Source organism: Sphingomonas sp. STIS6.2, from assembly GCF_000732685.2.
Classification (GTDB): domain Bacteria; phylum Pseudomonadota; class Alphaproteobacteria; order Sphingomonadales; family Sphingomonadaceae; genus Sphingomonas; species Sphingomonas aerolata.
In genome coordinates, this window is the sequence record NZ_JPDP02000138.1 from 4,060 (window position 1) to 27,481 (window position 23,422).

Below are 23,422 nucleotides of genomic sequence, written 5' to 3' on the forward strand. Positions count from 1 at the left end.
GGGAGCGGGAGCGGGCGGTCGATCTGCCTGCTGATGCGTGGGAACTCGCTCAGCGAGACGTCGCGCGCGCGGCTGGCTTTGATGCGCGAGACCAATGACGGCTTCCGGATCGCCGAGGAGGATCTGCGGTTGCGCGGCGCGGGCGAACTGCTGGGCACGAAGCAGTCGGGCGAGATGGCGTTCCGGCTCGCGACGCCCGACATGATGGCCGACCTGCTGCAATGCGCGCATGACGATGCGCGGTTGCTGATCGATCGCGACGGCGGGCTGGAGGGACCGCGGGGGCAGGCGGCACGCACCGCGCTGTACCTGTTCGACCGCGATGCCGGGGTGGCGTTGCTGCGATCGGGCTGACGGGCGGCCCGGTCAGCTGGTGCGGAGCATCGCCGCGAGCATGCCGTAATAGGCCTTGGGCGGGATCGTCCGGTCGAACGCGCAGCCGATCCGTCCGCCGAGCGACCAGCGGACGTGGGCGAGGATGTCACCGACGATCGGCATGCGGACGTGGAGCCGCTCGCCGGCGTCCAAAACGCCGTCGCAGCGCGCCATGAGGCCGCTTGGCGAGACGTTGACCAACGTAAGCCTCAATTCGGTGCCTGCGCTGTCCGCCGCACGCGTGCGGTGCATCACTTCGTCGCGCGGCTCAGACCGCGTCTCGTGCCTCGACATCGCTTGGTTCGGCATTGGTCAGTCCCCGCTGTGCCCCGGTCGAGGGCTAGGCCGACATCATGAAGCCCGTGCCACCAACCATCCCTAACGCAGTGTTCATGACCGTGCCGGTCCGGCGGGTCAGCCGGGCAGCAGCATTCCGTGACGCTTCTTGCCGAGGCTGAGGCGGACCGGCGCGGCGACGGGGATCGTGGCGGCGGGGTCGCGCAGTGGTTCGCCGTCGACACGGACTGCGCCTTCGCCGATCTTGCGTCGTGCTTCGCCGTTCGATGCGACGAAGCCGAGCCCGACCAGCGCCTCGACGACGCCGATGCCGGTCCCGGTGCAGACGAGACTCGGCAGCGCGTCGCCCGACGCGCCTTCCTCGAAGGTCTTGCGCGCGGTCTCCGCGGCCTGCTCGGCGGCATCGCGGCCGCGGCACATCGCGGTCGCCTCGTTCGCGAGGACGACCTTCGCGGCATTGATCTCCGCGCCTTCGAGCGCCTCGAGACGCGCGATCTCGTCGAGCGGCATGTCGGTGAACAGCCGCAGGAACCGGCCGACGTCGCGGTCGTCGGTGTTGCGCCAGAACTGCCAGTAATCGAAGTGCGGCAGCTGGTCCTCGTGCAGCCAGACCGCGCCCGACATCGTCTTGCCCATCTTGCCGCCGTCCGCGGTCGTGATCAGCGGGGTGGTGACGCCGTAGACCTCGGTGCTGTCCATCCGGCGCGAAAGCTCGATGCCGTTGACGATGTTGCCCCATTGATCGGAGCCGCCCATCTGCAGCCGGCAGCCGGCGCGGCGCGACAGTTCGAGAAAGTCGTACGCCTGAAGGATCATGTAGTTGAATTCGAGGAAGCTCAGCGACTGTTCGCGGTCGAGGCGGAGCTTCACCGAATCGAAGGCGAGCATCCGGTTGACCGAGAAATGCTGGCCGACGTCGCGCAGGAACGGGATATATTCGAGCGCGTCGAGCCACTCGGCATTGTCGAGCATCACCGCGTCCGTGGGGCCGTCGCCGAACGTCAGGAAGCGTTCGAAGATGCGGCGGATCGAGGCGACGTTGGCCTTGATGCCGTCCTCGCCGAGCAGCTTGCGCGCCTCGTCCTTGAAGCTCGGATCGCCGATCTTGCCGGTGCCGCCGCCCATCAGGACGATCGGCTTGTGGCCGGTCTGCTGGAGCCGACGGAGTAGCATGATCTGGACGAGGCTGCCGACGTGGAGCGACGGCGCGGTCGGGTCGAAGCCGATATAGCCGGGTACGACCTGCTTGCCCGCGAGCGCGTCGAGCGCGGCGGCGTCGGTCATCTGGTGGACATAACCGCGCGCGGTCAGCGTGGTGAGCAGGTCGGACTGGTAGGTCATGGAGGAGCCACTAGCAGCGGTTGTGCGCTCCGTCATCCCGGCGGCGTGGTCATCGTCACGTCCCGCCGTCATCGCATTCTGGACGGTCATCACATCCTCAACCTTCATCCTGACGAAAGTCAGGATCCAGGGTTACACGCCCTGGCGCTCATCGCTCTGGATCCTGACTTTCGTCAGGATGACGGATTTTGGGACGGTGAGTCCGAGGCAACGTACACGCCGGTTACATCCGCGGCAGCTGCGACGACGGGTCGACCGGGGTGCGGCCCTTGCGGAGTTCGAAATGGAGTTCGGGGCGATCGGCGAATCCGGTGTCGCCTGAGAGCGCGATCGTCTGGCCGCGCTTCACGCTCTGGCCACGCTGGACCAGCAGTTTCGAGGCATGGCCATAGACGCTGGTCCAGCCGCCGCCATGCTTGACGATCACCAGCCCGCCGAGCGCGGCAATGCCGTCGCCGACATAGGCGACGACGCCGTCGGCGGTGGCGCGGATCGGGGTCGATACCGGAACCGCGATCTTTATGCCGTCATTGCGTTCGCCGCTGGCGCCGTGGCCGAACCGCTTCACGACGCGGCCGTCGACCGGCCAGAGGAAGCCGCCGCCCGCGAGCCGTACGGGCGCCGTGACGACGGCGCTCGGCGGCAGGATGCGCCGCGGGGTCGGGGTCGGGCGGACCGGCGCCTGGTTGGTCGCAAGCGCAGGCTCGCCGCCGGTCAGGATGTCGTCGACGTCGAGCGTGAACGCAGCCGCTCGATCGGCAAGGCTGGTGCCGCCTTCGGTATCGGGGATGACGATGCGCTGGCCCGCACGCAGCACATAGGGTTCGAGCAGCGCGTTGACGGTGACGATGCGCGACCAGGCGACCCCGTAGGCGCGAGCGATCGCGATCCCGGTCTCGCCGCGCCGGACGAGGTGGTAGCGGCCTGCCGGGATGGTCAGTCGCTGTCCCGTCTGGATCGTGAAGGACGGTTCGATCGCGTTGGCGCGCGCGATCGCCTCGCTGCTCGCCCCCGAACGTTCGGCGATGGCGAGCAGCGTATCGCCCGGGCGGACCGTATAGAGTGATTGCTCGACCCGCTGCGCATCCGCCGCGACCGGGCGCTCCTCCCAGGCGGGGCGCGGCGCGGGCAGCGTCGAGACGGGCACGGGGATGCGATCGGCGCGCCGGACGGGTGAAGGGGCAGGGCTGGCGTCCTGCCGCTCCGCGCGGCGCGGATAGGTGCGCCGACGCGGCGGAGCGTCATAGGGGTCGGATCGGGCGGCGTCGCTGCGGTCGCGCGCGTCGTTCGCGGAGCGGTCCTGCGGGTCGGCGGGTGGGAGGCGCTGGATCCGTTCGAGCGACTGCGGCGGCGGCCCGCGGTCGGACCGGACCGGCGTGTCGACGCTCGGGATGCACCCGGCGAGAGCCAGCGCCGCGCCCAGGATCGCGGCGGCGCGCGTCACGCGTAGGCGCGTCCCAGCATGTCCAGCGACTCGGCATGCGTCAGATCGAGATGCAGCGGCGTGACCGAAATATAGCCGTCCGCAATCGCCTCGAGATCGGTCGCGTGAAGCGGCGTCTCGACCGCGCCGCTCAGCGCGAACCAGTGATACTCATAGCCGCGCGGGTCGGTGTTGGTGACGATCTGCAACCGGCCATAGTCGCGCAGGCCCTGGCCGACGACGCGAATGCCGCGCACCGCATCCGCCGTGCCGACGGGGAAGTTGACGTTGACGAGCGTCCGGGGGGCGAGCGGCGCATCGAGCAGCGGGCGCAGGACGCGTTCGCCCCAGGCAGCCGCGACCTCGAACGGGACCGAATCGCCCATGCCTTCCCGGCTATAGACCTGGCTCAGCGCGATCGACCGGACCCCGGCCAGCGCACCCTCCATCGCGGCGGAGACTGTGCCCGAATAGGTCACGTCCTCGGCGAGGTTGGCGCCGCGATTGACCCCCGACAGGATCAGGTCGGGGGGGCTGTCCTTCATGATGCGGGCCAGCGCCATCATCACCGCATCGGTCGGCGTGCCGGCGACGGCATAGCGTTTCTCGGCGAACTTGCGCACGCGCAGCGGTCGCGACAGCGTCAGCGAATGGCCCGCGCCCGACTGTTCCTCCGCCGGCGCCACCACCCAGACATCGTCGGACAGCGTCGCGGCGATCGCCTCGAGCACCTTCAGCCCGCGCGCATGATAACCGTCGTCATTGGTCAGCAGGATCCGCATCAGGCAGCGGGCTTGAGCAGGGTGAGGCCGCCCAGATAGGGCTGGAGCGCAGTCGGCACCGCGACCGCGCCATCCGCCTGCTGATAATTCTCGATCACCGCGACGAGCGTGCGGCCGACCGCGAGGCTGGAGCCGTTGAGCGTGTGGACGAACCGCGTCGCCTTCTCACCCTCGGGGCGATAGCGCGCGTTCATGCGCCGCGCCTGAAAATCGGTGCAGGTCGAGATGCTGGATATCTCGCGATACTGCGCCTGGCCGGGGAGCCAGACTTCGAGATCATAGGTGCGTGCTGCGGTGAAGCCCATATCGCCACCGCATAGAAGCATCCGCCTGAACGGAAGCTGCAACGCGTCGAGCACGCCCTCGGCGCACTGCGTCATCCGCTCGTGCTCGGCCTCGGACTGGTCCGGGGTGACGATCGCGACCATCTCGACCTTGTCGAACTGGTGCTGGCGAATATAGCCGCGGGTGTCGCGACCGGCCGACCCTGCCTCCGAGCGGAAACACGGCGTCAGCGCGGCGAAGCGGAGCGGCAGTTCGCCTTCGGTCAGGATCCGTTCGCGCACGATGTTGGTCAGGCTGACCTCTGCGGTCGGGATCAGCCAGCGGCCGTCGGTGGTGCGGAACAGGTCCTCGGCAAACTTGGGCAGCTGGCCCGTGCCGAACACCGCCTCGTCGCGCACCAGCAACGGCGGCGCGACTTCCTCGAAGCCGTGATCGCGCGTCAGCCGGTCGAGCATGAACTGGCCGAGGGCGCGCTGCAGCCGTGCGGCGGGGCCGCGTACCAGCGTGAAACGGGCACCGGACATCGCAACGCCGGTCTCGAAATCGAGCCCGATCGCCGGGCCGACGACGTCATGCTCGCGCGGGGCGAAGGCGAAGTCGGGCTTCGTCCCGCGTGCATGGACGAGCACATTCCCGCTCTCGTCGACCCCCGCAGGGACGTCCGATGCGGGCAGATTGGGGATAGCCGCGAGCGCCGCATCGAGCTCGGCGGTCAGCGCCGCCTCGTCGGCCTCGAGCGTCGGCAGCGCGGCCTTCAGCGCGGCAACTTCCGCCATCAACGCCTGCGCGCGTGGCTCGTCCTTTTGCGCCTTGGCCTGGCCGATTGCCTTGGACAGCTCGTTGCGGCGGGTCTGCGCGCCCTGCGCCTCCGCGATCGTAGCACGGCGGCGCTCGTCGAGGGCGACGAGCCGGTCGCTGGCGGGGGCAGCGCCGCGGCGGGCGAGGGCTGCGTCGAACGCGGCGGGGTTTTCACGGATCAGACGGATATCATGCATGGCGCTAGGCTATGCCGAGGCCGGCAAGCGCGCGCAACCCGGTGCGCCCGCGGGACGTTGGGGAGGGCAGAGGCACAGATCAAAGAGGAGAAAGCCCGTGGATCTTCCGCACAAGTCCGTCGTCATGGTCGCCGATGGCCGCAAGATGTTGTTCCTGCGCAACGAGGGCGATGCCGCCTTTCCTAACCTGGTCGTCGAAGAGGCGGTCGAGCAAGAGAACCCCGCGACGCGCGACCAGGCGACCGACTCGGCCGGCCGCGCCTCGTCCCCGCAGGGTGCCGCGCAGAGCTCGGTCGAACCCACCGATTTCCATCAAATCGAGGAAGACCGGTTCGCCGCCGACGCGGCCGAGCTGCTCAAGACGCGTGCGTTGAAGAACGATTTCGATTCGCTCGTCATCGTCGCGCCGCCCAGGACGCTGGGGGAGATGCGCAAACATTATCACAAGGCGGTCAGCAGCAGGCTCGCGGGTGAGCTCGCAAAGGATCTCACCGGGCATCCGATTGCGGACATCGAGACGGCGCTCAAGAACGCCTGATCATTGCCACCCGATAGTTGAAAAGGCCCGCAACACGTTGTTGCGGGCCTTTTTTCATGTCCGAGATTTATGCAGGATCAGTGCGCGGCGCGCTTCGTGAACCGCCGACGCGCTACGAGGGCCGCGGCCGCGGCGCCGAACAGCAGCACCATCGGGGGTGCCGGAACGGGGGCGGGTGGCCCGCCGCTCGACCCGGTGCTGCCATTGCCACCGCCGTTCGAGCCATGCCAGCCGCCGTTCGAGCTCCAGCCGCCATTGCTGCTCCAGCCTGCGCTGCTCGATCCATAGCTCGACGACGAGGTCGAGCTCGATCCGCTGCTGGTCGACGACACGGTGCCGCCCGAACTGCTGCTGGTCGACGACGCGACGTTGCCGCTTGACGAGGAGGAAACGTTCCCGCTCGACGACGACGAGACATTGCCACTGGACGAGGAGGACACGTTACCGCTGGACGACGACGATACGTTACCGCTCGACGAGGAGGATACGTTACCGCTGCTCCCGCCGCTGGCGGACGACGAGGTGCTCGACACCGAACCCCCGCCGGTGCTGGACGACGATCCGCCCGTCGATGATCCGCCCGTGGATGACCCGCCGGTGGATGACCCGCCGGTCGACGAGGTGCTGCTGACGCCACCGCTCGAGGTCGAGCCGCCGCTCGTGCTCGATGAACCGCCGCTCGTGCTCGATGAACCACCGCTCGAGGTCGACGATATCACGATGCTGCCGCCCGAGCCGCCGCCGCCGAAGAAACCGCCGCCAAAGCCGCCGCCGCCAAAGCCGCCACCCGGGCCACCGCCGCCGAAAAAGCCGCCGCCGCTGTTTACCGGCACGGCGGTCGGGCTGCCGGCGCCGCCTACGAACGGGTCGGCGAACCCCACTGGGACCGGGGGCGCATTGGCGACCGTCACCATGGCCGGCGCGCAGGCGGTCGTCCGTGTCGTGACGACGCGACGGATGCGCGGACGGGCAACGGCGCCAATCTGGCGGGGGACAACGCGCTTGGTCATCGTCTTGGCCTGAATCGCGCGCTTCGGACGTTCGGCGACATGGACGGCGCCGCCGCCGATGATCGCGCCTCCGCAGGCGCACGCGCATAATTTGGCCAAGGCCATCCGCACCGACATACTCAAAGTCTCTCTCGTTGCCGACGCGCAGACGACGTCGGATCGCGTTCACGGCACTCGGACACCGTGTTCGCACAAAGCGCAAAACAAAGCGTTAAGCGCAAGCGCCCATGACGTGATCTGGTGGTCATTCTTACAATATCGCGACGGGCGGGGCGCTCAATACGCAGACCGTGCCGTGGCGGGACAGTTGTCGCATCCGGGATCATGGCGACGGGCTCGTTCGCGGGACTCGCTGAGGCAGTAGGCAGGCGGTGTAACCCGGATGCATCGGTACGCAAGAATGTGTCTTCATTATCGATCCAAGCGCAAGTCTGCTCGCTTGTGGTCCGGAACACGTAAGACTATAGGCCCTTTCACCATTTGGGGGTGGCTTCGAGACGCGGCTTTTCGCGCCGACCGGCCAGAGGGAGAGTGGTATGGCAACGGTAATGAATCGCGTAGACGAGCACGGTACCAATCTTGCAGCAGCCAATGATGCCGATGGCTATCGACCGACGGCGGACGAGCCGTTCATGAGCCTGCGTCAGCAGGCCTATTTCCGGCAGAAGCTGCAGCAGTGGAAGGACGCTATCCTTCGGGAATCGCAGGAAACCTTGTCGCAGCTGCAGGTCGATTCGCTGCGCGAGGCGGATCTGACCGACCGTGCGTCGAGCGAAACCGACTGGTCGATCGAACTGCGGACCCGGGATCGCCAGCGCAAGCTCGTCTCGAAGATCGAGGCGGCGATCCGCCGCATCGACGATGGCGAATATGGCTATTGCGAAGTCACGGGCGAACCGATCAGCCTGGCACGCCTCGAGGCGCGGCCGATCGCGACGATGACCGTGGAGGCGCAGGAACGCCACGAGCGCAACGAAAAAATCTCCCGCGAGGACTGATATCGGGTCGGCGAACAGCGCATAGGCACGTGGTCCGCCTTCTGATATATGCGACGCATATCTCGACGTCGGGACACAGGAACACGGATGGACATGAGAAACCAAGGGTCGTTGGGCACCGAGGGTGCGGCAGGGGCCGGCGCCGGGGAGTCCGTCGAGGATAGCGCAGACCCGGGCCAGAACCGGCCGGTTCGTGACAGCCTGCTGATGATTGCGCGGTTCAGCTATGCCGACGGTGCGGGTGTGTACGAGGTGCGGGTCCGCAACCTGTCCGAAGGCGGGCTGATGATCGAGTTCGATCGGCCGCTCGCCGTCGATACGCCGGTCACGATCGACCTGCGCGGGATTGGTGAGGTTACCGGACGGGTGGCGTGGTGCACGCAGGGCCGTCTGGGAATCGCGCTCGACGAGACGATCGACCCGATGAAGGCGCGCAAATCAGTCGGGCAGGGGCAGACGACGCCGACCTTCGCCAAGCCGATCGTGTTCCGGGAGCCGCGGTCGCGGTAACGTCGTTTCAGTAGATCGGGGCAGCGGCATCTCGCCAAGCACGTCCGAATGGACGGCCGGGGGGGGGCAGGGCGTATCCGGCACCCCGCCAGTCCGGCTTTCCCGAGGGGGAAGGAATCGGAAAAGCCGGAACCGCGTGACGACAGGCCGATCGCCCGTCGCCACGAACGGCGTTGGGTCTAGAGGTTGGCGAGTTCTTCCTTCAGGCGAAGCTTCTGCTTCTTCAGTCCTGCGAGCGCCAGCGCGTCGGGCATAGGCCGGTGTACCTCTTCGGAAATCCGGCGGTCGAGCATTTGATGCTTGGTTTCCAGCGCAGCCTGGTGCGTCGTTTGCATGGTGGAAAAACTCCTTCTGCATTCGTGTTGGGGTCACGAGTAAACCATCGCCGCACCAAAAAGTCTTTAACGAAGATTGGTGAATCGACCGGGCGAGCCGTCGCGTGCGACGGGCCGAGTCCTGTGGCCCCCGACGGCGCGCGCCGGGTAGTTTTTGGTGCTCGCGCAATGCCATGCATTTGCTAAGGACCGCGTAGCAGGGGTGGGCGAAGGACATGATGGTGGACGAGGCACAGATCAGGGTCCGGCTGGACGAAATCCGGACCGAGCATCGCGACCTCGATTCGGCGATCGCCGCGCTCTGGTCGCTCACCGTTCCCGACCAGCTGCAGATCGCCCGGCTCAAGAAGCGCAAGCTGCGGCTGCGCGACGAAATTGCCGCGTTCGAGGACCAGTTGATCCCCGACATCATCGCCTGATCCGTCCGGGCAGGCACGAATGCGGGGCGTGATTTCGGCCAGCGCCTTCAAATCACGACATAATATTGATCAAGCGGTCGATCGAAGCGGCGCGTTTCGGGACACATCCTGGCGCATCGCTGCGTTTTCCCGATGGGCGCGGCGATGCGGCTATGGCAGTCGGGCAGAATGATTGGTCGACCGCCCGAACTGCCCCTGCAAGACCGCATGATCGGTGCGCTGTACCGTGAGGCGATGCGGCTGGCCGAAGAGGCGCGGGCCTATTTCGACGATACGGGACGGACCGACCGGGACGGGCTCGAACCGCTCGTCCGCGTCACACTGAGTTGCGAATCGCTCAAGGTCACGACCCGGTTGCTCCATGTCCTCGCGTGGTTGCTGACGCAGCGCGCGGTCCAGGCGGGTGAACTCACGCGGGGCGAGGCGCTGGATCCGGCGCGGCGGCTCGGCGAGGCGCCGGTGACCGATGACGCGATGCTGGCGGCGTTTCCACCCAGCGCGAGGGCGTTGATCACCGCGAGCATGCAGCTTCACCGGCGCGTCGCGCTGCTCGACGCCGCGCTCGATGCGCCACGGCCCGTCGCGAGCCCCGCCTTGTCGATGCAGGATCGCCTCGCCCGCGTGCTCTAGCATCGCTGGCGGGGCGTATTGTCAGACGGGCCTGGCCTAGGCGAGGCCGAGCCGGGTGCGTGCCGCGCGATATTCGCGCTCGAGCCGGTCGACGCGGTCGGCGACGCTCTCGACCGCGGTGACCGCGCCGATCCCCTGGCCCGATCCCCAGATATCCTTCCACGCCTTGGGCTTCGATCCACCCTCGGCATTGGCGCCGGCCCCGAAGTTCATCGTCTTCAGATCACCCTCGGGCAGCGCATCGGGATCCATCCCCGCCGCGACGATCGACGCGCGCAGGTAATTGCCGTGCACGCCGGTGAACAGGTTCGAATAGACGATGTCCGCTGCGCGCCCCGCGACGATGCCGTCCTTATAGGCCTGATCGGCATTCGCCTCGAGCGTCGCGATGAAGGGCGAGCCGATATAGCCGAAATCCGCGCCCATCGCCTGCGCCGCGAGCACCGCGTCGCCGGTCGCGATCGCGCCCGACAGCGCAAGCGGGCCGTCGAACCACTGGCGAATCTCCTGGATGATCGCGAAGGGCGACAGTCGTCCGGCATGGCCGCCGGCGCCCGCGGCGACCGCGATCAGGCCGTCGGCACCCTTTTCGATCGCCTTGCGCGCGAACCGGTCGTCGATGACGTCGTGCAGCGTGATCCCGCCCCAGCCATGCACCGCGGTGTTCAGATCCTCACGCGCGCCGAGCGAGGTGATCACGATCGGCACCTGCCATTTGGCACAGGTTTCGAGATCGCGTTCGAGCCGGTCGTTCGACTTGTGGACGATCTGATTGACCGCGAACGGCGCGGCGGGGCGATCGGGATTGGCGCGGTTGTGCGCGCTCAGTTCCTCGGTGATCCGGTGGAGCCATTCGTCGAGCATCGCCTGCGGTCGCGCATTGAGCGCTGGGAAGGATCCGACGATCCCCGCCTCGCACTGGGCGATCACCAGGTCGGGTCCGGAAATGATGAACAGCGGCGACCCGATCACGGGCAGGCGCAGGCTCTTTAGAATAGCGGGTACGGTCATGGCGCGTTTCATAGCGCAGCCGAAACGGCTGCGCTAGCACTCTGGTTAGAGCGGCAGTCACGTGTGATTGCCATGGGACCGCAAATGCTTAGAGCGGTCGGCATAGAATGTTCCGGAGATGTGCCGCCATGAAGTTTGCCGTTGCCGCCTTGCTGGCGCTGTCCGTGTCTGCGCCCGCGCTTGCCGCAGGTCAGTTGCCGCGCAGCGTCGTGCCGATCCTGTACGATATCCAAGTGCGCCCGGACGCGAAGGCGATGACGTTCAGCGGGACCGAGACGGTGACCATCGACGTCAAGCAGGCGACCCGGACGATCCAGTTGAACGCGGCGGATTTGAACATCACGTCGGCGACGTTCGACGGCCGCCCCGCCACCATGAAGGCGGACGCTGCCGCACAGCTGCTCACGGTGACGCTGCCCGCGGCGACGAGCGTCGGGCGGCACAGCCTGGCCTTTGCCTGGACGGGCAAGATCAACCAGTCCGCGTCCGGGCTGTTCGCGATCGACTATGCCAATGCCGACGGCTCGTCATCGCGGATGCTCGCGACGCAGTTCGAGGCCCCCGACGCGCGCCGGTTCGCACCGATGTGGGACGAGCCCGCGTTGAAGGCGAAGTTCCGCCTGTCTGCGGTCGCGCCGGGCGCGCAGCTGGCCTTCTCGAACATGCCTGCGACGGCGATCACGAAGCAGGCGGACGGCACGCAGCTCTACAAGTTCGGCGAGACGCCGCTGATGTCGAGCTATCTGCTGTTCCTCGGCATGGGGGACATGGAGCGCAAGACGGTGATGGCGGGCAAGACCGAGATCGGCATCATCAGCCGCAAGGGAGTCGTCGATCAGGGCGATTATGCGCTCGCCGCCGCGAAGGACCTGCTCGCCTATTACAACGATTATTTCGGCCAGCCCTATCCGCTGCCCAAGATGGACATGATCGCGGGGCCGGGATCGAGCCAGTTTTTCGGCGCGATGGAGAATTGGGGCGCGATCTTCTATTTCGAGAACGAGCTGCTGTTCGATCCCAAGCGCGCGACCGAAAGCGCCAAGCAGCGTATCTACACCGTGGTTGCGCATGAAATGGCGCACCAGTGGTTCGGCGATCTCGTCACCATGGCGTGGTGGGACGATCTGTGGCTGAACGAGGGGTTCGCCTCGTGGATGGAGGGCAAGTCGAGCGGCGTGCTCGTGCCCGCGTGGAAGTCCGAGGCGGCCGCGGTGTCGGGCGAGCGCGAGGGGGCGATGGGGATCGACGCAACGTCCGCGACGCACCCGATCATCCGCAAGGTCGAGACCGTCGACCAGATCGGCGAAGCGTTCGACGGCATCACCTATTCGAAGGGGCAGGCCGTGATCGGCATGCTCGAATCAACGCTCGGCCCCGACGTGTTCCGCAAGGGCATCCGCAGCTACATGGCCAAATATAAATATGGCAACACGGTCACCGAACAGCTCTGGGCCGAATTGTCCGCAGCCGCGGGCAAGCCGGTCGCCGAGATCGCGCACGACTTCACCTTGCAGGGCGGCGTGCCGCTGGTGACGATGACGGGCGCGACCTGCAATGGCGGCGTCACGACCGCGACGCTGACGCAGGGGCGGTTCGGGCTGGATGCGGCATCGAAGACGCCGCAGACATGGCACGTGCCGCTGGTCGTGGGCAATCTTGGCGGTGCGCAGACGGCGACGATCGTCACCGGCGCAGCGCCGTCGCGAGTCACGATCCGGGGATGCGGTACAGTCGTCCTCAACCGCGGCAAGGGCAGTTATACCCGCGTGATGTACGACGATGCGGGGCATGCCGCGATCGTACGCGACTATGCCAGACTAGACCTGGCCGACCGGCTGGGCACGCTGGGCGATGATTTCGCACTCGCGGCGGGCGGCTATCAGGACCTGTCGCGCTATTTCGCGGTAATGGACAAGGTCGGGCCGGACGCGGATCCGCTCGAATGGTCGTCGGTCGCAGGTGCGCTCGGGCGGATCACCGGGCTGTACGACGACACCCCGCTCGAGGCGCCGCTGCGCGCGCGGTCGGTCGCGATCCTCGGTCCCGTGCTCGCGCGGATCGGCTTCGAGGCTAAACCGGGCGAATCGCCGCTGACGAGCAATTTGCGCGAGACGCTGGTCGGGCGCCTCGGCACCAATGGCGATACGGGCGTCGCGGACCGCGCGCGGCGCTACGTCGCGGCGCTGGCGACCGATCCGACCGCGATCCCGCCGGCGATCCGCCAGCCGATCCTGTCGACCTATGCGGTCAATGCGACCCCGGCGGAATGGGATGCGCTGCTGGCGCTTGCCAAGGCGGAGAAGAGCCCGGTTGCCAAGAACCGGTTCGTGACGCTGCTCGGGGCCGCGCGCGATCCCGCAACTGCGGGGCGGGCGCTCGCGCTGCTCAAGACCGACACGATCTCCGCGCCGCAAAAGGCCGGGCTGCTCCGCGCCGTCGCGGGGGCGCATCCCGACCTGGCGTTTGACTGGGCGGTCGCAAACCGTGAGCTGGTCGAGAGCTTCCTCGAGGCGAGCACGCGATCGGGCTATATCGTCGGGCTTGGCGCGGGCTCGAACGATCCGGCGATGCCGGGGAAGATCAGCGCCTTTGCGGACAAATATCTGCCCGCCTCGTCACGGGGCGGCGTGACGCGGTCGCTGTCGACGATCGCGGTCCGCAAGGCCGCCGCCGACCAGCTGCGTCCCGCCGTCACCAAGTGGGTCGCCCGCTGACACAGCGGCACCGGACCCCGGGCAATGTCCCGGGGGCCGGCGCTCACCCCTAGTCGATACGCGTCAGCCCGCTCGCGCAGGCGCGGGCCTTCTCGACATAATGCCGGGCGGAGACGCGGAGCGCCGCGATCGCCTGCGCATCGAGCTGCCGGACCGCGCGGGCAGGGCTGCCGATGATCAGGCTGCCCGCGGGGAAGGTCTTGCCCTCCGTGACGAGCGCGCCGGCGCCGACGATGCAGTCCTCCGGAATCACCGCATGGTTGAGCAGGATCGCCCCCATGCCGATCAGCGACCGGTCGCCGACCGTACAGCCGTGAAGGATGGCGTGATGGCCGATCGTGCAATCCTCGCCGATCCGAAGCGGCGCGCCGGGATCCGAATGGAGCATCGCGCCCTCCTGGATGTTGCTCCGCGCGCCGATGACGATCGGCGTATTGTCCGCGCGGACGACCGCCCCGAACCACACGCTCGCCGCCTCGCCCAGCTGGACATCGGCGATCAGATCGGCGCTTGGCGCGACCCAGGCGGTTGGGTGGCAGGTGGGGCGTTTGTCGCCCAGGGCATAAAGCGGCATCGCAACGTCTCTCCGTCGAACCCGCGGGCTGCGACGAAGCCCGAAACGACACCGCCGCACCGCAGATCATCGGTTCGATGTCTGCGATACGGCGGGATCGTCTGCAAGGGTGGCAGGACAGGCCGTCAGGCGACGGTATTTCAGGCGACGGGCGGCATGCCCTTGATCACCTTGTCGAGCGTCAGCGGATATTCGCGGATCCGGACGCCGCAGGCATTGTAGACCGCATTCGCGACCGCAGCACCGACGCCGCAGATGCCGAGCTCGCCGACGCCCTTGGCCTTCATCGGCGACGACTTGGCATCGGTCTCGTCCATGAAGAACACGTCCTGATAGGGCACGTCGGCATGCACCGGGACATGATATTCGGCCATGTCGTGATTGACGAAATAGCCGAACCTTTTGTCGACGACCGCGTCCTCCATCAGTGCCGCACCGACACCCATGGTCATCGCACCGATGACCTGGCTGCGCGCCGATTTGGGGTTGAGGATTCGCCCGGCGGCAAACGCACCGCTCATCCGGCGCACCCGAACCTCGCCGGTCGCCGAATCGACCGCGACCTCGACGAAATGCGCGCCGAAGGTCGACTGCGCATAGGTCTTGGTCAGATCGCCGAACTCGATCGAGTCCTCCGCCGACAGGCCTGCATCGCCCGCCGCCTCGGCCAACGAAACGCTGCGGTTGCCCGACTTCACCTTACCGTCCTCGAAGACGATGTCGGTCGGGTCGAAGCCGAGCTTGCGTGCGACGCTGTCGCGCAGGGCCGAACAGGCCGCATAGACGCCCGCAGTCGAGCTGTTGCCGCCCCATTGGCCGCCCGAACCGGACGAGACGGGGAAGCTGCTGTCACCGAGCAGGACAATCACCTTGTCGAGCGGTACGCCCATCATCTCGGCCGCGGTCTGCGCGATGATCGTGTAGCTGCCGGTGCCGATGTCGGTCATGTCGGTGGCGACTGTGACGACGCCCTTCTTGTCGATTCCGACGCGCGCGCCCGACTTCATCGTGACATTGTCGCGGAAGGCGGATGCCATGCCCATGCCGATGAGCCACCGGCCTTCGCGGACCTGGCCCGGCACGGGATTGCGCTTGTTCCAGCCGAACCGCTCCGCGCCCGTCCTGAGACAGCCGACGAGATCGCGGTGCGAGAACGCACGCTTGGGCGATTCGGGATCGACCTGCGTATCATTGACGATACGCAGCTGGACCGGATCCATTTTCAGCGTCTCGGCAAGCTCGTCCATCGCCGCCTCGAGCGCGAGCAGCCCGACCGCCTCGCCGGGGGCGCGCATCGCGTTCCCCTCGGGAAGGTCGAGCGTCGCGAGCCGCGTCGCGGTCATCCGGTTCGCGCCTGCATAGAGCAGCCGGGTGACGTTCGGCGCGGTCTCGGGTCCGCCACCGGGGAGATCGCCCGACCAGCTTTCATGCGCGATCGCGGTGATCGTGCCGTCCTTGCGCGCGCCGATCCGCAGCCGCTGGATCGTTGCCGGACGGTGCGTGGTGTTGTTCATGATCTGCGGACGGGTCAGCGCAACCTTGACCGGCTTGCCGCCGATCGCGCGCGAGGCGAGCGCGGCCATCACCGCATCGCTGCGGATCCAGAGCTTCGACCCGAAGCCGCCGCCGACGAAGGGCGACAGGACGTGGATGTCCTCCTTGGGGATGCCGAGCGTCTCGCTCATGTCGCGCACCGCCCAGTTGAGCATCTGGTTCGAGGTCCACAGCGTCAGCTTCGACCCCGTCCACGCAGCGGTCGTTGCGTGTGGTTCCATCATCGCATGGCTCTGATCGGGCGTGGTATAGGTCTGGTCGAGCTTGACCGGGGCCTTGGCAAAGGCGCCGGCGAAGTCGCCGATCGCGGTATCGGGCTTGCCGTCCTTCGGCTTCACCGCGGCGGATTTCTCCGCGGCGAGATCGAACTTCCCGGCGCTGCGGGCATAGGTGACGCGGACCAGCTTGGCGGCGGCGCGCGCCTGTTCGAACGTCGACGCAACCACGATCGCGACCGCCTGATCGAAATGCTGGACGTCGGGGCCCGCGAGCATGCGGGCGGTATGCGCCTGCGCCTTGGCTACCGTACCGGCATTTTCATGCGTGACGACGGCGAGGACGCCCGGGGCGGCCTTGGCTTCGGCGAAATCGATCCGCTCGATCCGGCCCTTGGCGATCGCCGCGCCGATGATATAGCCATAGACCGCGCTGGGGGCGGCGTCGTTGCGTTCATAGGCATAGCGCGCGGTTCCGGTGGTCTTGCGCTTGCCGTCGATGCGGTCGACCGGTTGGCCGACGACCTTCATGCGGTCGATCGGGTTGGTCGTTGCGGGGGTGTCGAACTTCATGGCGATCAGGCCTTCGCTTCTTCGAGCACTGCGTGGATCGTGCGTTCGATCAGCGGCAGCTTGAATGCATTTTGCGACGTCGTGCGGGCGCCAGCCAAGACGGCTGCGGCCGTGGCCTTGGCACCCTTGGGCAGTTGGGCCTCCGCAGCTTCGACCCGCCACGGCTTGTGCGCCAGGCCGCCAAAGGCAAGGCGCCCGCGGCCATCGGGCTGGACGACCGCCGCGACCGACACCAGAGCGAACGCGTAGGAGGCACGGTCACGCACCTTCTGGTAGATGTGGGTGCCGCCGATCGGCTTTGGCAACGTGACCGCGGTGATCAGCTCACCCGGGGCGAGCGCGGTCTCGATATGCGGCGTCGTGCCCGGCAGCCGGTGGAAGTCGGCGATCGGGATGGCGCGCGTCTCGCCGGCCGAATTGACCGTCTCGACAGTCGCATCGAGCACCCGCATCGCGACCGCCATGTCGCTCGGATGCGTCGCGATGCAGGCATCGCTGGTCCCCATGACCGCGAGATTGCGGTTGAAGCCGCCGATTGCCGCGCAGCCGCTGCCCGGCTGGCGTTTGTTGCAGGGCTTGGTCGTATCGTAGAAATAGGGGCAGCGGGTCCGCTGCAGTAGATTGCCCGCGGTGGTCGCCTTGTTGCGCAACTGGCCGGACGCGCCCGACACGAGTGCCCGGCTGAGCACGCCGTAATCCTTGCGGACGCGGGCGTCAGCGGCGAGGTCGGTGTTGCGGACCAGCGCACCGATCCGCAGGCCGCCGTCGCTGGTCGGAGCGATCGTATCGAGATCGAGGCCGTTGACGTCGATCAGATGCTGCGGCGTCTCGATCTGCAGTTTCATCAGGTCGAGCAGGTTGGTCCCGCCCGCGATGAACTTGGCGCCGGGAGTGCGGACGGCCGCTGCCGCGGCGGCACTCGCGGTCTTGGCGCGTTCGAAGGTAAAGGCCTTCATGCCATGCGCTCCGTGCCGGCGACGTCGTGGATCGCGTCGATGATGTTCGAATAGGCGCCACAGCGACAGATATTGCCGCTCATCCGTTCCTGAAGTTCGGCGGTCGTCACCTTCGGCTTGGCGGCGATGTCGCCGGTGGCATGGCTGGGGATGCCTTCCTTGATTTCGTTGAGCGTCGCGACCGCGGAGCAGATCTGGCCCGGCGTGCAATAGCCGCACTGATAGCCGTCATGCTTCACGAAAGCGGCCTGCATCGCGTGCAGCTTCTCCGGCGTGCCCAGCCCCTCGATCGTGGTGATCGAGTCGCCCTCGTGCATCACCGCGAGCGTCAGACAGCTGTTGATCCGTCGGCCCTCGACGATGACCGTGCAGGCGCCGCACTGACCGTGATCACAGCCCTTCTTCGTGCCCGTCAGCTTCATCGTCTCGCGCAGCGCGTCGAGCAGGGTCGTCCGCGTATCGACCTCGATCAGGGTATTGCGGCCATTGACCTTGAGCGTCACCGGCATCGTCGTCGGCGGGGTCTGTTGCGGTGCCGCAACCTGCGCACCCACCGGGGTCCCGGTCAGGGTCGCGGTCGCTACGCCACCCGCGATCACGCCACGGCGCGATACGGGAATTCCGTCATTGCTGTTCATAAAGATCTAAAGCTCCCTGATCCGCTAACGAACGGATCGCCACGGAACCGGTTGCGTCGCCACGCCGGAATCCGCCCTAACTCGGAAAAAATAGGTATCAGGCGGCTGCCGCGCCATAGGGCGGGACCGAGATAATCGACGGTCTAAGCCAAAAGTCCCAATCCGACACCGTCATTGACCCTTCAAATCGCACGCAATTCTGATATCGTCATGATCACGATCAAGGGATTGAGCGATGCAGAGTTACGCGCAGACGGTTGCTCGACTGAGGTCGATGGCTTTCCTCCTCGAGGAGGCGCTGCGCATCGCGGACGAAGGCGGCAATGCGCTGGTCGGCGCGAAGATCAGCGATTGTGTCGACTGGATCGAACAGGAGCTGACGTCGGTCAACGTGCGCGCCTCGCTCCATCCGATCACCGAACAGGGCAGCGCGGACCCCGCCTGAGGGTCTGGCGCTCGGCGCTTCGAAACCACGTCAGTCGTGGAGCCAGCAAAGGTCCCGTTTTTGAGGATCGTCAGCTGGACCGTCTGGGCATGACCCGTCTCGGCGTTTGATCCGCTCGCGCGCGGCCGATGCCAGTTAAGGCAGCCGATAACGGCGGTGATCCGTAACCAGCGTCGCTCGTCCTGACTGTACGCGCTGCCGGTTGCTGCAGCACTCGCGCAGTCCGCATCCTCGCGCTTTCATCGGTGCCGCGACTCGACGTCAAAAAATGTCGGAGATGGAGCGATGGACAGTCTGCGCGCCCTGTGCTCGGATCTGTGCAGAGGGGAACAGCATGAGACCGGTTTTCAGATCTGGAATGGCGCTAACCGCGGTCGCCGCGACGATGGCTTATGGCATGACCCCAGGGGTGGCCCGCGCCCAAGTCGCAGATCCCCTAGCGATGACGACCGATCCCGCAGATCGCGCGGTGATGGCGGAGGCAGCGTCGGCGATTGCCGGACGATCGCCCGACATCGCCCGGCTCGATGCGGTCCTTGCCAAACTGCCGCGGCCGACGCCGCTCCGCGGCATGGTGCAGACGGTGCGGGCCGGTGTTCTCGCAAGCGCGCAGGCGACCGGCCCCGCGGTCGCGGCGATCGAGGAGGCGCTGCGGCTTCTGCCGGATGATCCGCGGCCGAAACTCGTCGCGACGGGCATCTATACGTTTTCCGGCTCGCCGCAGCGCGCCGCGGATCTCCTCCTCCAGGCCAGCCGGCTTGCGCCTGAGATGACGCGGCATTTCGACCGCTACGTCGTCATGGCGTTGACGGGGCGTTTGACCGAGATCGGCGACCGGAGCCGGGCAGACCGGCTCAACGCCCGGCTCGGCGAGATCGGCTTCAGTTCGGGGCTCGCGCCCGAACGCTCGACCGCAGCCTTGTCCCGCACGCGCGAGGCGATGCGGATGTCGACAGGCGCATCGACTGACGAGGCGGCAAACCTCGTCACGACGATCGGCGATCCGGACGATCTCCTCACCTTGTATATCGACCGACGCTATGCGCCGCTCTGGCCGCGGATCGCCGAGTGGGCCGGGGCCGATCTCGCTGCCCAGTCCCGGCGCTACCTCGACGAGCTGCGCGGCGACTGGGCGGCGGCTGCCGATTTCGACACCGCGACACCCTATGCGCGTCGCCTCTCCCGCCTCGAGGCGTATCCCGCGGTGCTCGGCCTGTTTTTGCCGATGTTCGACGGGATCGACACCCGAGCGGCGGTGCCCGTGGAGGCGCGGGCCGCGGGCGCGCCGCGGGGCGAGGGCGTGTTCCTCGCGCCGATCGTCGCCAGGGCGCTGGCGCATCAAGGGCGCTATGACGAGGCGCGGGCATTGCTCGCCAGGGTCGCGACGACCGTGCCGGCCGACGACCAGGGCAATGGCCTCAATCTCGACGGCGCCTATCTGCAGCTGGCGGCGATGGAGACCGACTGGCCGCAGGTCCTCACGCGCGCCGACGTCTTTCTCGATCGGGCGAAACGATACGGGAGCAACGTCAACCGCGCGTCCGTCCTGCTCGTCAAAGCCTGGCAGGCCTGTGCGCTCGCTCGGACCGGACAGAGCGCTGCCGCCGAACCCGTCACCGCAGAGGTGCTGTTGGACGAAGCACTGGTGCCTGGCGCCGCGATGCAGATGTATGTCTGTCGGGGCGACCCGGCCGCGGCGCGCGCGCTCGTCATCCGCCGGCTCGCTGACGAGACGACCCGCGACTGGGCGCTGCGCTATGTCCAGCCGACCGGCTCCGCGACGACGACGCCGCTCAACCGGTTGACGGACCCGGTCGACGACGCGGTCCGGACCGCGCCCGACGTCGTCGCCGCGGCGACGCGGGTAGGGCGGATCCTGCCGAATCCCGTCAGCGTCGGGCTGCCGCAGGGGTTCGATCCGTTCCGCCTCCAACCGCGGACGACGCCGCTGGACGCGAACGCGGTCTAGGCGGCCGCGACGCCGATCGACCTCAGTCGCCGCACTGGGTCATCGGCACCGGCGCCGAATCGATCCTCACGTCGGATACCGACACGCCAAGCGCGCCGTCGGTCGCCAGCACGAAGGGTGCGGTGACATCCGCCATGTCGACACCGCGCTTGGCAAAGCAATGCAGCGGCACGACGACCTGCCGCCATTCGCCCGGCGTACCGGTCGCGAGCGTCCTGGTGATCGGGACGCTCACCACGGCGCCGTCATGGCTGACCATGCCGAGCGCGACGGGCGCGCTGGCGGCGCGATCGACGCGCAGGTCGACGACGAGGCTCAACTCGCCATTGCTTTCTCGCGTGAGATCGAGCGGACGATCCGCCTCGATGCGTGCCTCGGCCGCACCGCCCGACCAGACGAGGCTGCGTGCATCCTCCTGGCGGCGGCGGTCGACCGCCGAGGCGGTCAGCCGCCGGTTCGTCGTCGTGGCATTGACGCCAAGGAGGCGGACCTTCGACTGCCCCTGTTCGGCAAGGACGAGCGACCAGCCTTCGGGGACGCGACCCTTGCCGAACACGATGCCGCTCGATGCCACGGCGAGTCCGGCGGGGCGCGTCTCGTCGAGCTTCGCGACGGTGCCCGGCTTGGCGTAGCTCAACCCATAGCCGTAGGCGAACAGCGGGTCATAGCCGGGGTCTGTCCTGTTGAGCACATATTGATCGGGGCGTTTGGGCCAGGAGAAGCTGAGCTTGCCGCGGAAGTCGTTCGCGATGCGCCCGTCCTTGGTGCGGAACAGCACGTCGGCGACGCCGCCGCCCTCGCTGCCCGGCAGGAACGCCGCGACGAACGCATCGGCGGCATTGAGCTCGGCGTTCACCCAGAGCGGTCGTCCGGAGAGGAATACCGCCACCACCGGCACGCCCGCCGCCTTGAGCTTGCGGAGCAGCGCGAGATCGGCCTTGTCGTCGGGGCTATAGTCGAGCGTCGGGCGGTCGCCCTTGAACTCGGCATAGGGCTGTTCGCCGAACACGACGATCGCAGCATCGGGCTTCTTCGCGAAGTTGCCGTTCGCCGACAGCGTCGCGGTGCCGCCCGCCGCCTTGACCGCCGCGTCGATGCCCGACCAGATCGACTGGGCATTGGGGAAGTTCGCATTGGTGAGGCCGCTACCCTGCCAGGTCAGCGACCAGCCGCCCGCCTGTTGCGCGATATCATCGGCACCGCCGCCCGCGACCAGGATGTTGGCCGAGGGTTTGAGCGGCAGCAGCCCGCCTTGGTTCTTGAGCAGCACCAGTGACTCGCGCACCGCCCGCCGCGCGATCGCACGGTGGTCGGCCGCGCCGATCCGCTCCATCTTGCCCGCAAGCGCGCGCGACGACGGCCGCCCGCGGTCGAACGTGCCCGCGCGCAGCTTGACGCGGAGGATGCGGCGAACCGCGTCGTCAAGCCGCGCGGCAGAGATCTCGCCCGACTGCGCCTGTTTCAGCGTGTTGGCGTAAAGCGTCTTCCAGCCGCTGCCCGAATACATGAACATGTCGAGCCCGGCATTGATCGCGGCGGCGCAGCTCTCGTTCGAACAGCCCTCGACCTGGCCGTGGCCGTTCCAGTCACCGACCACGAAGCCGTCGAAATGCAGCCGGTCTTTGAGCACGCCGGTCAGCAGGCTCTTATTGCCGTGCATCTTGGCGCCGTTCCAGCTCGAGAAGCTCGCCATCACCGATTGCGTACCTGCCTCGATCGCGGCGGGGTAGCCACCGAGATGAATGTCGCGCAGCGTCGTTTCGGGGATCAGTGCATCGCCCTGGTCGCGCCCGCCGGTGCCGCCGTCGCCGAGGAAATGCTTGGTCGTCGCGATCACGCGGTCGGGGGCAAGGAAATCCCTGGTGCCGACCTTGCCCTGCACGCCCTCGATCACCGCGCCGGCGAAATCGGTCTGGACCGCGGGTTCTTCCGAATAGCTTTCATAGGTGCGGCCCCAGCGATCGTCGCGGACCACCGCGAGCGTCGGCGCGAAGGTCCAGTCGATCCCGGCGGCGGCGGTCTCGATCGCGGTCACATGGCCGATCTCGCGCATCAGGTCACGGTCGCGCGTCGCACCAAGGCCGATATTATGCGGGAAGAGCGTCGCACCGGGAATGTTGTTGTTGCCGTGCACCGCGTCGGTGCCCCAGATCACCGGAATGGCGGGCCGACCGTCGCTGCGCGCCATCGACGCATCGTAAAAGGCATCCGCGAGCTTCAGCCACTCGATCGGCGGCGCGAGATCGTCGCCGTTCGGCCCCGAATTGCCCCCGTTGAGGATCGAGCCGAGCTTGTAGGTGCGCAGGTCCGCGGGGGTGATGCTGGCGATGTCGACCTGGATCAGCTGGCCGACCTTGTCCTCGATCGACATGCGCGCGACGATCGCGTCGAGCCGCGCTTCGATCTTCGCGGCGCGCAAAGGCATGGCCTTGGCGGTCGGCCAGAGGCCTGGATTCGCGACCGCCGAAAGCGGTGTGGACGCCGGGTTTGCGGCTGGCGCGGCAGATGTCGGAGCAGATGTTGGAGTAGATGTCGGGGCAGGGGCAGGGGGCGGCGAGGCTGGCGGTCGCGACGCGATCGGCGAGGCCGCGGTCTGTAGCAGCAGTGCGATCGTCACCGATGAGAAACCCGTCGACATCCTTATCTCCCTGATCCCGGTTCGAAGCGCTTCGACTGATGCCGACGCCCCCGGGCATTGCCACCCTGCTATCGCCGCAGCGGGGCGTCGGGCAAATCATTTACGTTACAAGGTAAGGGAAGGATCGAGCTGGCATCCGAACTCCGGTGTTGTCTGCACCGCTCGGAAAGCCGGCTACAAGCGTCACGGGGGCGCAG

The 23,422-nt window shown here is 67.4% G+C and carries 23 protein-coding genes and 1 pseudogene; 11 read left to right on the plus strand and 13 right to left on the minus strand.

The annotated features are described in order from the left end of the window. Nucleotides 1-354, plus strand: a pseudogene (locus sphst_RS21295) (ATP-dependent DNA helicase RecG); the annotation flags it as partial. A gap of 12 nt (nt 355-366) precedes the next feature. Here the strand turns inward: sphst_RS21295 and sphst_RS14250 are convergent. The 5 genes from sphst_RS14250 to serS all read right to left on the minus strand — a co-directional run bounded on the left by sphst_RS14250 (nt 367) and on the right by serS (nt 5,498). After that, nucleotides 367-684 carry a PilZ domain-containing protein gene (locus sphst_RS14250; RefSeq protein ID WP_031395517.1) on the minus strand — a complete coding sequence of 106 codons (318 nt, stop codon included), beginning with the start codon at nt 682-684 and terminating at the stop codon, nt 367-369. Nucleotides 685-789: 105 nt separating this feature from the next. Next, nucleotides 790-2,013, minus strand: a complete 1,224-nt coding sequence (gene tyrS / locus sphst_RS14255) for a tyrosine--tRNA ligase (RefSeq protein WP_031395516.1) — start codon at nt 2,011-2,013, stop codon at nt 790-792. Between the two features lie 223 nt (nt 2,014-2,236). After that, entirely contained in the window at nt 2,237-3,457 is a 1,221-nt protein-coding gene (locus sphst_RS14260) for a peptidoglycan DD-metalloendopeptidase family protein (protein ID WP_234387667.1), read from the minus strand. Next, nucleotides 3,454-4,218 carry a 5'/3'-nucleotidase SurE gene (gene surE, locus sphst_RS14265; RefSeq protein WP_031396217.1) on the minus strand — a complete coding sequence of 255 codons (765 nt, stop codon included), beginning with the start codon at nt 4,216-4,218 and terminating at the stop codon, nt 3,454-3,456. Before surE ends, sphst_RS14260 begins: the two co-directional genes overlap by 4 nt. After that, on the minus strand, nt 4,218-5,498 hold the full coding sequence (gene serS, locus sphst_RS14270; RefSeq protein ID WP_107045722.1) for a serine--tRNA ligase: 1,281 nt from the start codon (nt 5,496-5,498) through the stop codon (nt 4,218-4,220). The genes surE and serS overlap by 1 nt, the downstream gene beginning before the upstream one ends. A 97-nt stretch (nt 5,499-5,595) precedes the next feature. On the opposite strand from serS, the gene sphst_RS14275 reads away from it, so the two are divergent. Then, nucleotides 5,596-6,036, plus strand: coding sequence for a host attachment family protein (locus sphst_RS14275; protein WP_031396300.1), 441 nt, complete (start codon nt 5,596-5,598; stop codon nt 6,034-6,036). A gap of 77 nt (nt 6,037-6,113) precedes the next feature. Here the strand turns inward: sphst_RS14275 and sphst_RS21300 are convergent, their stop codons facing one another. Next, nucleotides 6,114-6,368 (minus strand): PEP-CTERM sorting domain-containing protein, encoded by a 255-nt coding sequence (locus tag sphst_RS21300; RefSeq protein ID WP_051916670.1) that lies wholly within the window; start codon nt 6,366-6,368, stop codon nt 6,114-6,116. 1 nt (nt 6,369) lies between these two features. Here sphst_RS21300 and sphst_RS21305 point away from each other — a divergent pair, with 1 nt between their 5' ends. The 3 genes from sphst_RS21305 to sphst_RS14295 all read left to right on the plus strand — a co-directional run bounded on the left by sphst_RS21305 (nt 6,370) and on the right by sphst_RS14295 (nt 8,554). Then, the gene (locus sphst_RS21305) at nt 6,370-7,059 is read left to right on the plus strand and encodes a hypothetical protein (RefSeq protein ID WP_234387668.1); all 690 of its coding nucleotides are present in this window, start codon (nt 6,370-6,372) and stop codon (nt 7,057-7,059) included. A 523-nt stretch (nt 7,060-7,582) separates the two neighbouring features. Further along, nucleotides 7,583-8,044 (plus strand): RNA polymerase-binding protein DksA, encoded by a 462-nt coding sequence (gene dksA, locus sphst_RS14290; RefSeq protein WP_031393916.1) that lies wholly within the window; start codon nt 7,583-7,585, stop codon nt 8,042-8,044. A gap of 87 nt (nt 8,045-8,131) precedes the next feature. After that, nucleotides 8,132-8,554, plus strand: a complete 423-nt coding sequence (locus sphst_RS14295) for a PilZ domain-containing protein (protein WP_234387669.1) — start codon at nt 8,132-8,134, stop codon at nt 8,552-8,554. 179 nt (nt 8,555-8,733) lie between these two features. Here sphst_RS14295 and sphst_RS14300 read toward each other — a convergent pair whose 3' ends face one another. Beyond that, complete coding sequence (locus sphst_RS14300; protein WP_081874429.1) at nt 8,734-8,889, minus strand: YdcH family protein; 156 nt, start codon at nt 8,887-8,889, stop codon at nt 8,734-8,736. Nucleotides 8,890-9,110: 221 nt separating this feature from the next. Here sphst_RS14300 and sphst_RS14305 point away from each other — a divergent pair, with 221 nt between their 5' ends. Both sphst_RS14305 and sphst_RS14310 read left to right on the plus strand, forming a co-directional pair. Further along, entirely contained in the window at nt 9,111-9,308 is a 198-nt protein-coding gene (locus sphst_RS14305) for a YdcH family protein (RefSeq protein ID WP_031393918.1), read from the plus strand. Between the two features lie 168 nt (nt 9,309-9,476). Continuing rightward, nucleotides 9,477-9,938: a DUF1465 family protein gene (locus sphst_RS14310; protein WP_107045729.1), complete on the plus strand. Its 462-nt coding sequence runs from the start codon at nt 9,477-9,479 to the stop codon at nt 9,936-9,938. A gap of 36 nt (nt 9,939-9,974) precedes the next feature. Here the strand turns inward: sphst_RS14310 and sphst_RS14315 are convergent, their stop codons facing one another. Continuing rightward, on the minus strand, nt 9,975-10,949 hold the full coding sequence (locus tag sphst_RS14315) for an NAD(P)H-dependent flavin oxidoreductase (RefSeq protein WP_031395447.1): 975 nt from the start codon (nt 10,947-10,949) through the stop codon (nt 9,975-9,977). A 128-nt stretch (nt 10,950-11,077) separates the two neighbouring features. Between sphst_RS14315 and sphst_RS14320 the strand changes: the two genes are divergently transcribed. Further along, entirely contained in the window at nt 11,078-13,663 is a 2,586-nt protein-coding gene (locus sphst_RS14320) for a M1 family metallopeptidase (RefSeq protein WP_031395448.1), read from the plus strand. A 49-nt stretch (nt 13,664-13,712) separates the two neighbouring features. Here the strand turns inward: sphst_RS14320 and sphst_RS14325 are convergent, their stop codons facing one another. The 4 genes from sphst_RS14325 to paoA form a co-directional block, all read right to left on the minus strand. Continuing rightward, nucleotides 13,713-14,237, minus strand: a complete 525-nt coding sequence (locus sphst_RS14325) for a gamma carbonic anhydrase family protein (RefSeq protein ID WP_031395449.1) — start codon at nt 14,235-14,237, stop codon at nt 13,713-13,715. Between the two features lie 140 nt (nt 14,238-14,377). After that, nucleotides 14,378-16,579: an aldehyde oxidoreductase molybdenum-binding subunit PaoC gene (gene paoC, locus sphst_RS14330; protein ID WP_031395450.1), complete on the minus strand. Its 2,202-nt coding sequence runs from the start codon at nt 16,577-16,579 to the stop codon at nt 14,378-14,380. Nucleotides 16,580-16,584: 5 nt separating this feature from the next. Beyond that, nucleotides 16,585-17,535, minus strand: a complete 951-nt coding sequence (locus sphst_RS14335; RefSeq protein WP_107045724.1) for an FAD binding domain-containing protein — start codon at nt 17,533-17,535, stop codon at nt 16,585-16,587. Continuing rightward, nucleotides 17,532-18,173, minus strand: coding sequence for an aldehyde dehydrogenase iron-sulfur subunit PaoA (paoA, locus tag sphst_RS14340; protein WP_031395452.1), 642 nt, complete (start codon nt 18,171-18,173; stop codon nt 17,532-17,534). Before paoA ends, sphst_RS14335 begins: the two co-directional genes overlap by 4 nt. Nucleotides 18,174-18,447: 274 nt before the next feature. Between paoA and sphst_RS20695 the strand changes: the two genes are divergently transcribed. Next, nucleotides 18,448-18,618, plus strand: coding sequence for a hypothetical protein (locus tag sphst_RS20695; RefSeq protein ID WP_159043649.1), 171 nt, complete (start codon nt 18,448-18,450; stop codon nt 18,616-18,618). A gap of 442 nt (nt 18,619-19,060) precedes the next feature. Further along, nucleotides 19,061-20,587, plus strand: coding sequence for a hypothetical protein (locus sphst_RS14345; RefSeq protein ID WP_107045725.1), 1,527 nt, complete (start codon nt 19,061-19,063; stop codon nt 20,585-20,587). A gap of 22 nt (nt 20,588-20,609) precedes the next feature. On the opposite strand, the gene sphst_RS14350 is transcribed toward sphst_RS14345, so the two are convergent. Beyond that, a complete protein-coding gene (locus sphst_RS14350) occupies nt 20,610-23,012 on the minus strand; it encodes a glycoside hydrolase family 3 protein (RefSeq protein WP_234387670.1) in 2,403 nt (800 codons plus the stop codon). Between sphst_RS14350 and sphst_RS21310 the strand changes: the two genes are divergently transcribed. After that, on the plus strand, nt 23,011-23,422 hold a 412-nt coding region (locus sphst_RS21310; protein WP_234387671.1), incomplete at its 3' end, for a hypothetical protein. The genes sphst_RS14350 and sphst_RS21310 overlap by 2 nt on opposite strands.

What these genes read in the sequence shown, in the direction of transcription:
- sphst_RS14250 (WP_031395517.1), bottom strand. Translation starts at nt 684, where the DNA reads ATGCCGAACCAAGCGATGTCGAGGCACGAGACGCGGTCTGAGCCGCGC.
- sphst_RS14300 (WP_081874429.1), bottom strand. Translation starts at nt 8,889, where the DNA reads ATGCAAACGACGCACCAGGCTGCGCTGGAAACCAAGCATCAAATGCTC.
- sphst_RS20695 (WP_159043649.1), top strand. Translation starts at nt 18,448, where the DNA reads ATGGCTTTCCTCCTCGAGGAGGCGCTGCGCATCGCGGACGAAGGCGGC.
- sphst_RS14315 (WP_031395447.1), bottom strand. Translation starts at nt 10,949, where the DNA reads ATGACCGTACCCGCTATTCTAAAGAGCCTGCGCCTGCCCGTGATCGGG.
- sphst_RS14310 (WP_107045729.1), top strand. Translation starts at nt 9,477, where the DNA reads ATGATTGGTCGACCGCCCGAACTGCCCCTGCAAGACCGCATGATCGGT.
- serS (WP_107045722.1), bottom strand. Translation starts at nt 5,498, where the DNA reads ATGCATGATATCCGTCTGATCCGTGAAAACCCCGCCGCGTTCGACGCA.
- dksA (WP_031393916.1), top strand. Translation starts at nt 7,583, where the DNA reads ATGGCAACGGTAATGAATCGCGTAGACGAGCACGGTACCAATCTTGCA.
- sphst_RS14325 (WP_031395449.1), bottom strand. Translation starts at nt 14,237, where the DNA reads ATGCCGCTTTATGCCCTGGGCGACAAACGCCCCACCTGCCACCCAACC.
- surE (WP_031396217.1), bottom strand. Translation starts at nt 4,218, where the DNA reads ATGCGGATCCTGCTGACCAATGACGACGGTTATCATGCGCGCGGGCTG.
- paoC (WP_031395450.1), bottom strand. Translation starts at nt 16,579, where the DNA reads ATGAAGTTCGACACCCCCGCAACGACCAACCCGATCGACCGCATGAAG.
- sphst_RS14345 (WP_107045725.1), top strand. Translation starts at nt 19,061, where the DNA reads ATGACGACCGATCCCGCAGATCGCGCGGTGATGGCGGAGGCAGCGTCG.
- sphst_RS14335 (WP_107045724.1), bottom strand. Translation starts at nt 17,535, where the DNA reads ATGAAGGCCTTTACCTTCGAACGCGCCAAGACCGCGAGTGCCGCCGCG.
- sphst_RS14320 (WP_031395448.1), top strand. Translation starts at nt 11,078, where the DNA reads ATGAAGTTTGCCGTTGCCGCCTTGCTGGCGCTGTCCGTGTCTGCGCCC.
- paoA (WP_031395452.1), bottom strand. Translation starts at nt 18,173, where the DNA reads ATGAACAGCAATGACGGAATTCCCGTATCGCGCCGTGGCGTGATCGCG.
- tyrS (WP_031395516.1), bottom strand. Translation starts at nt 2,013, where the DNA reads ATGACCTACCAGTCCGACCTGCTCACCACGCTGACCGCGCGCGGTTAT.
- sphst_RS14350 (WP_234387670.1), bottom strand. Translation starts at nt 23,012, where the DNA reads ATGCCTTTGCGCGCCGCGAAGATCGAAGCGCGGCTCGACGCGATCGTC.
- sphst_RS14295 (WP_234387669.1), top strand. Translation starts at nt 8,132, where the DNA reads ATGGACATGAGAAACCAAGGGTCGTTGGGCACCGAGGGTGCGGCAGGG.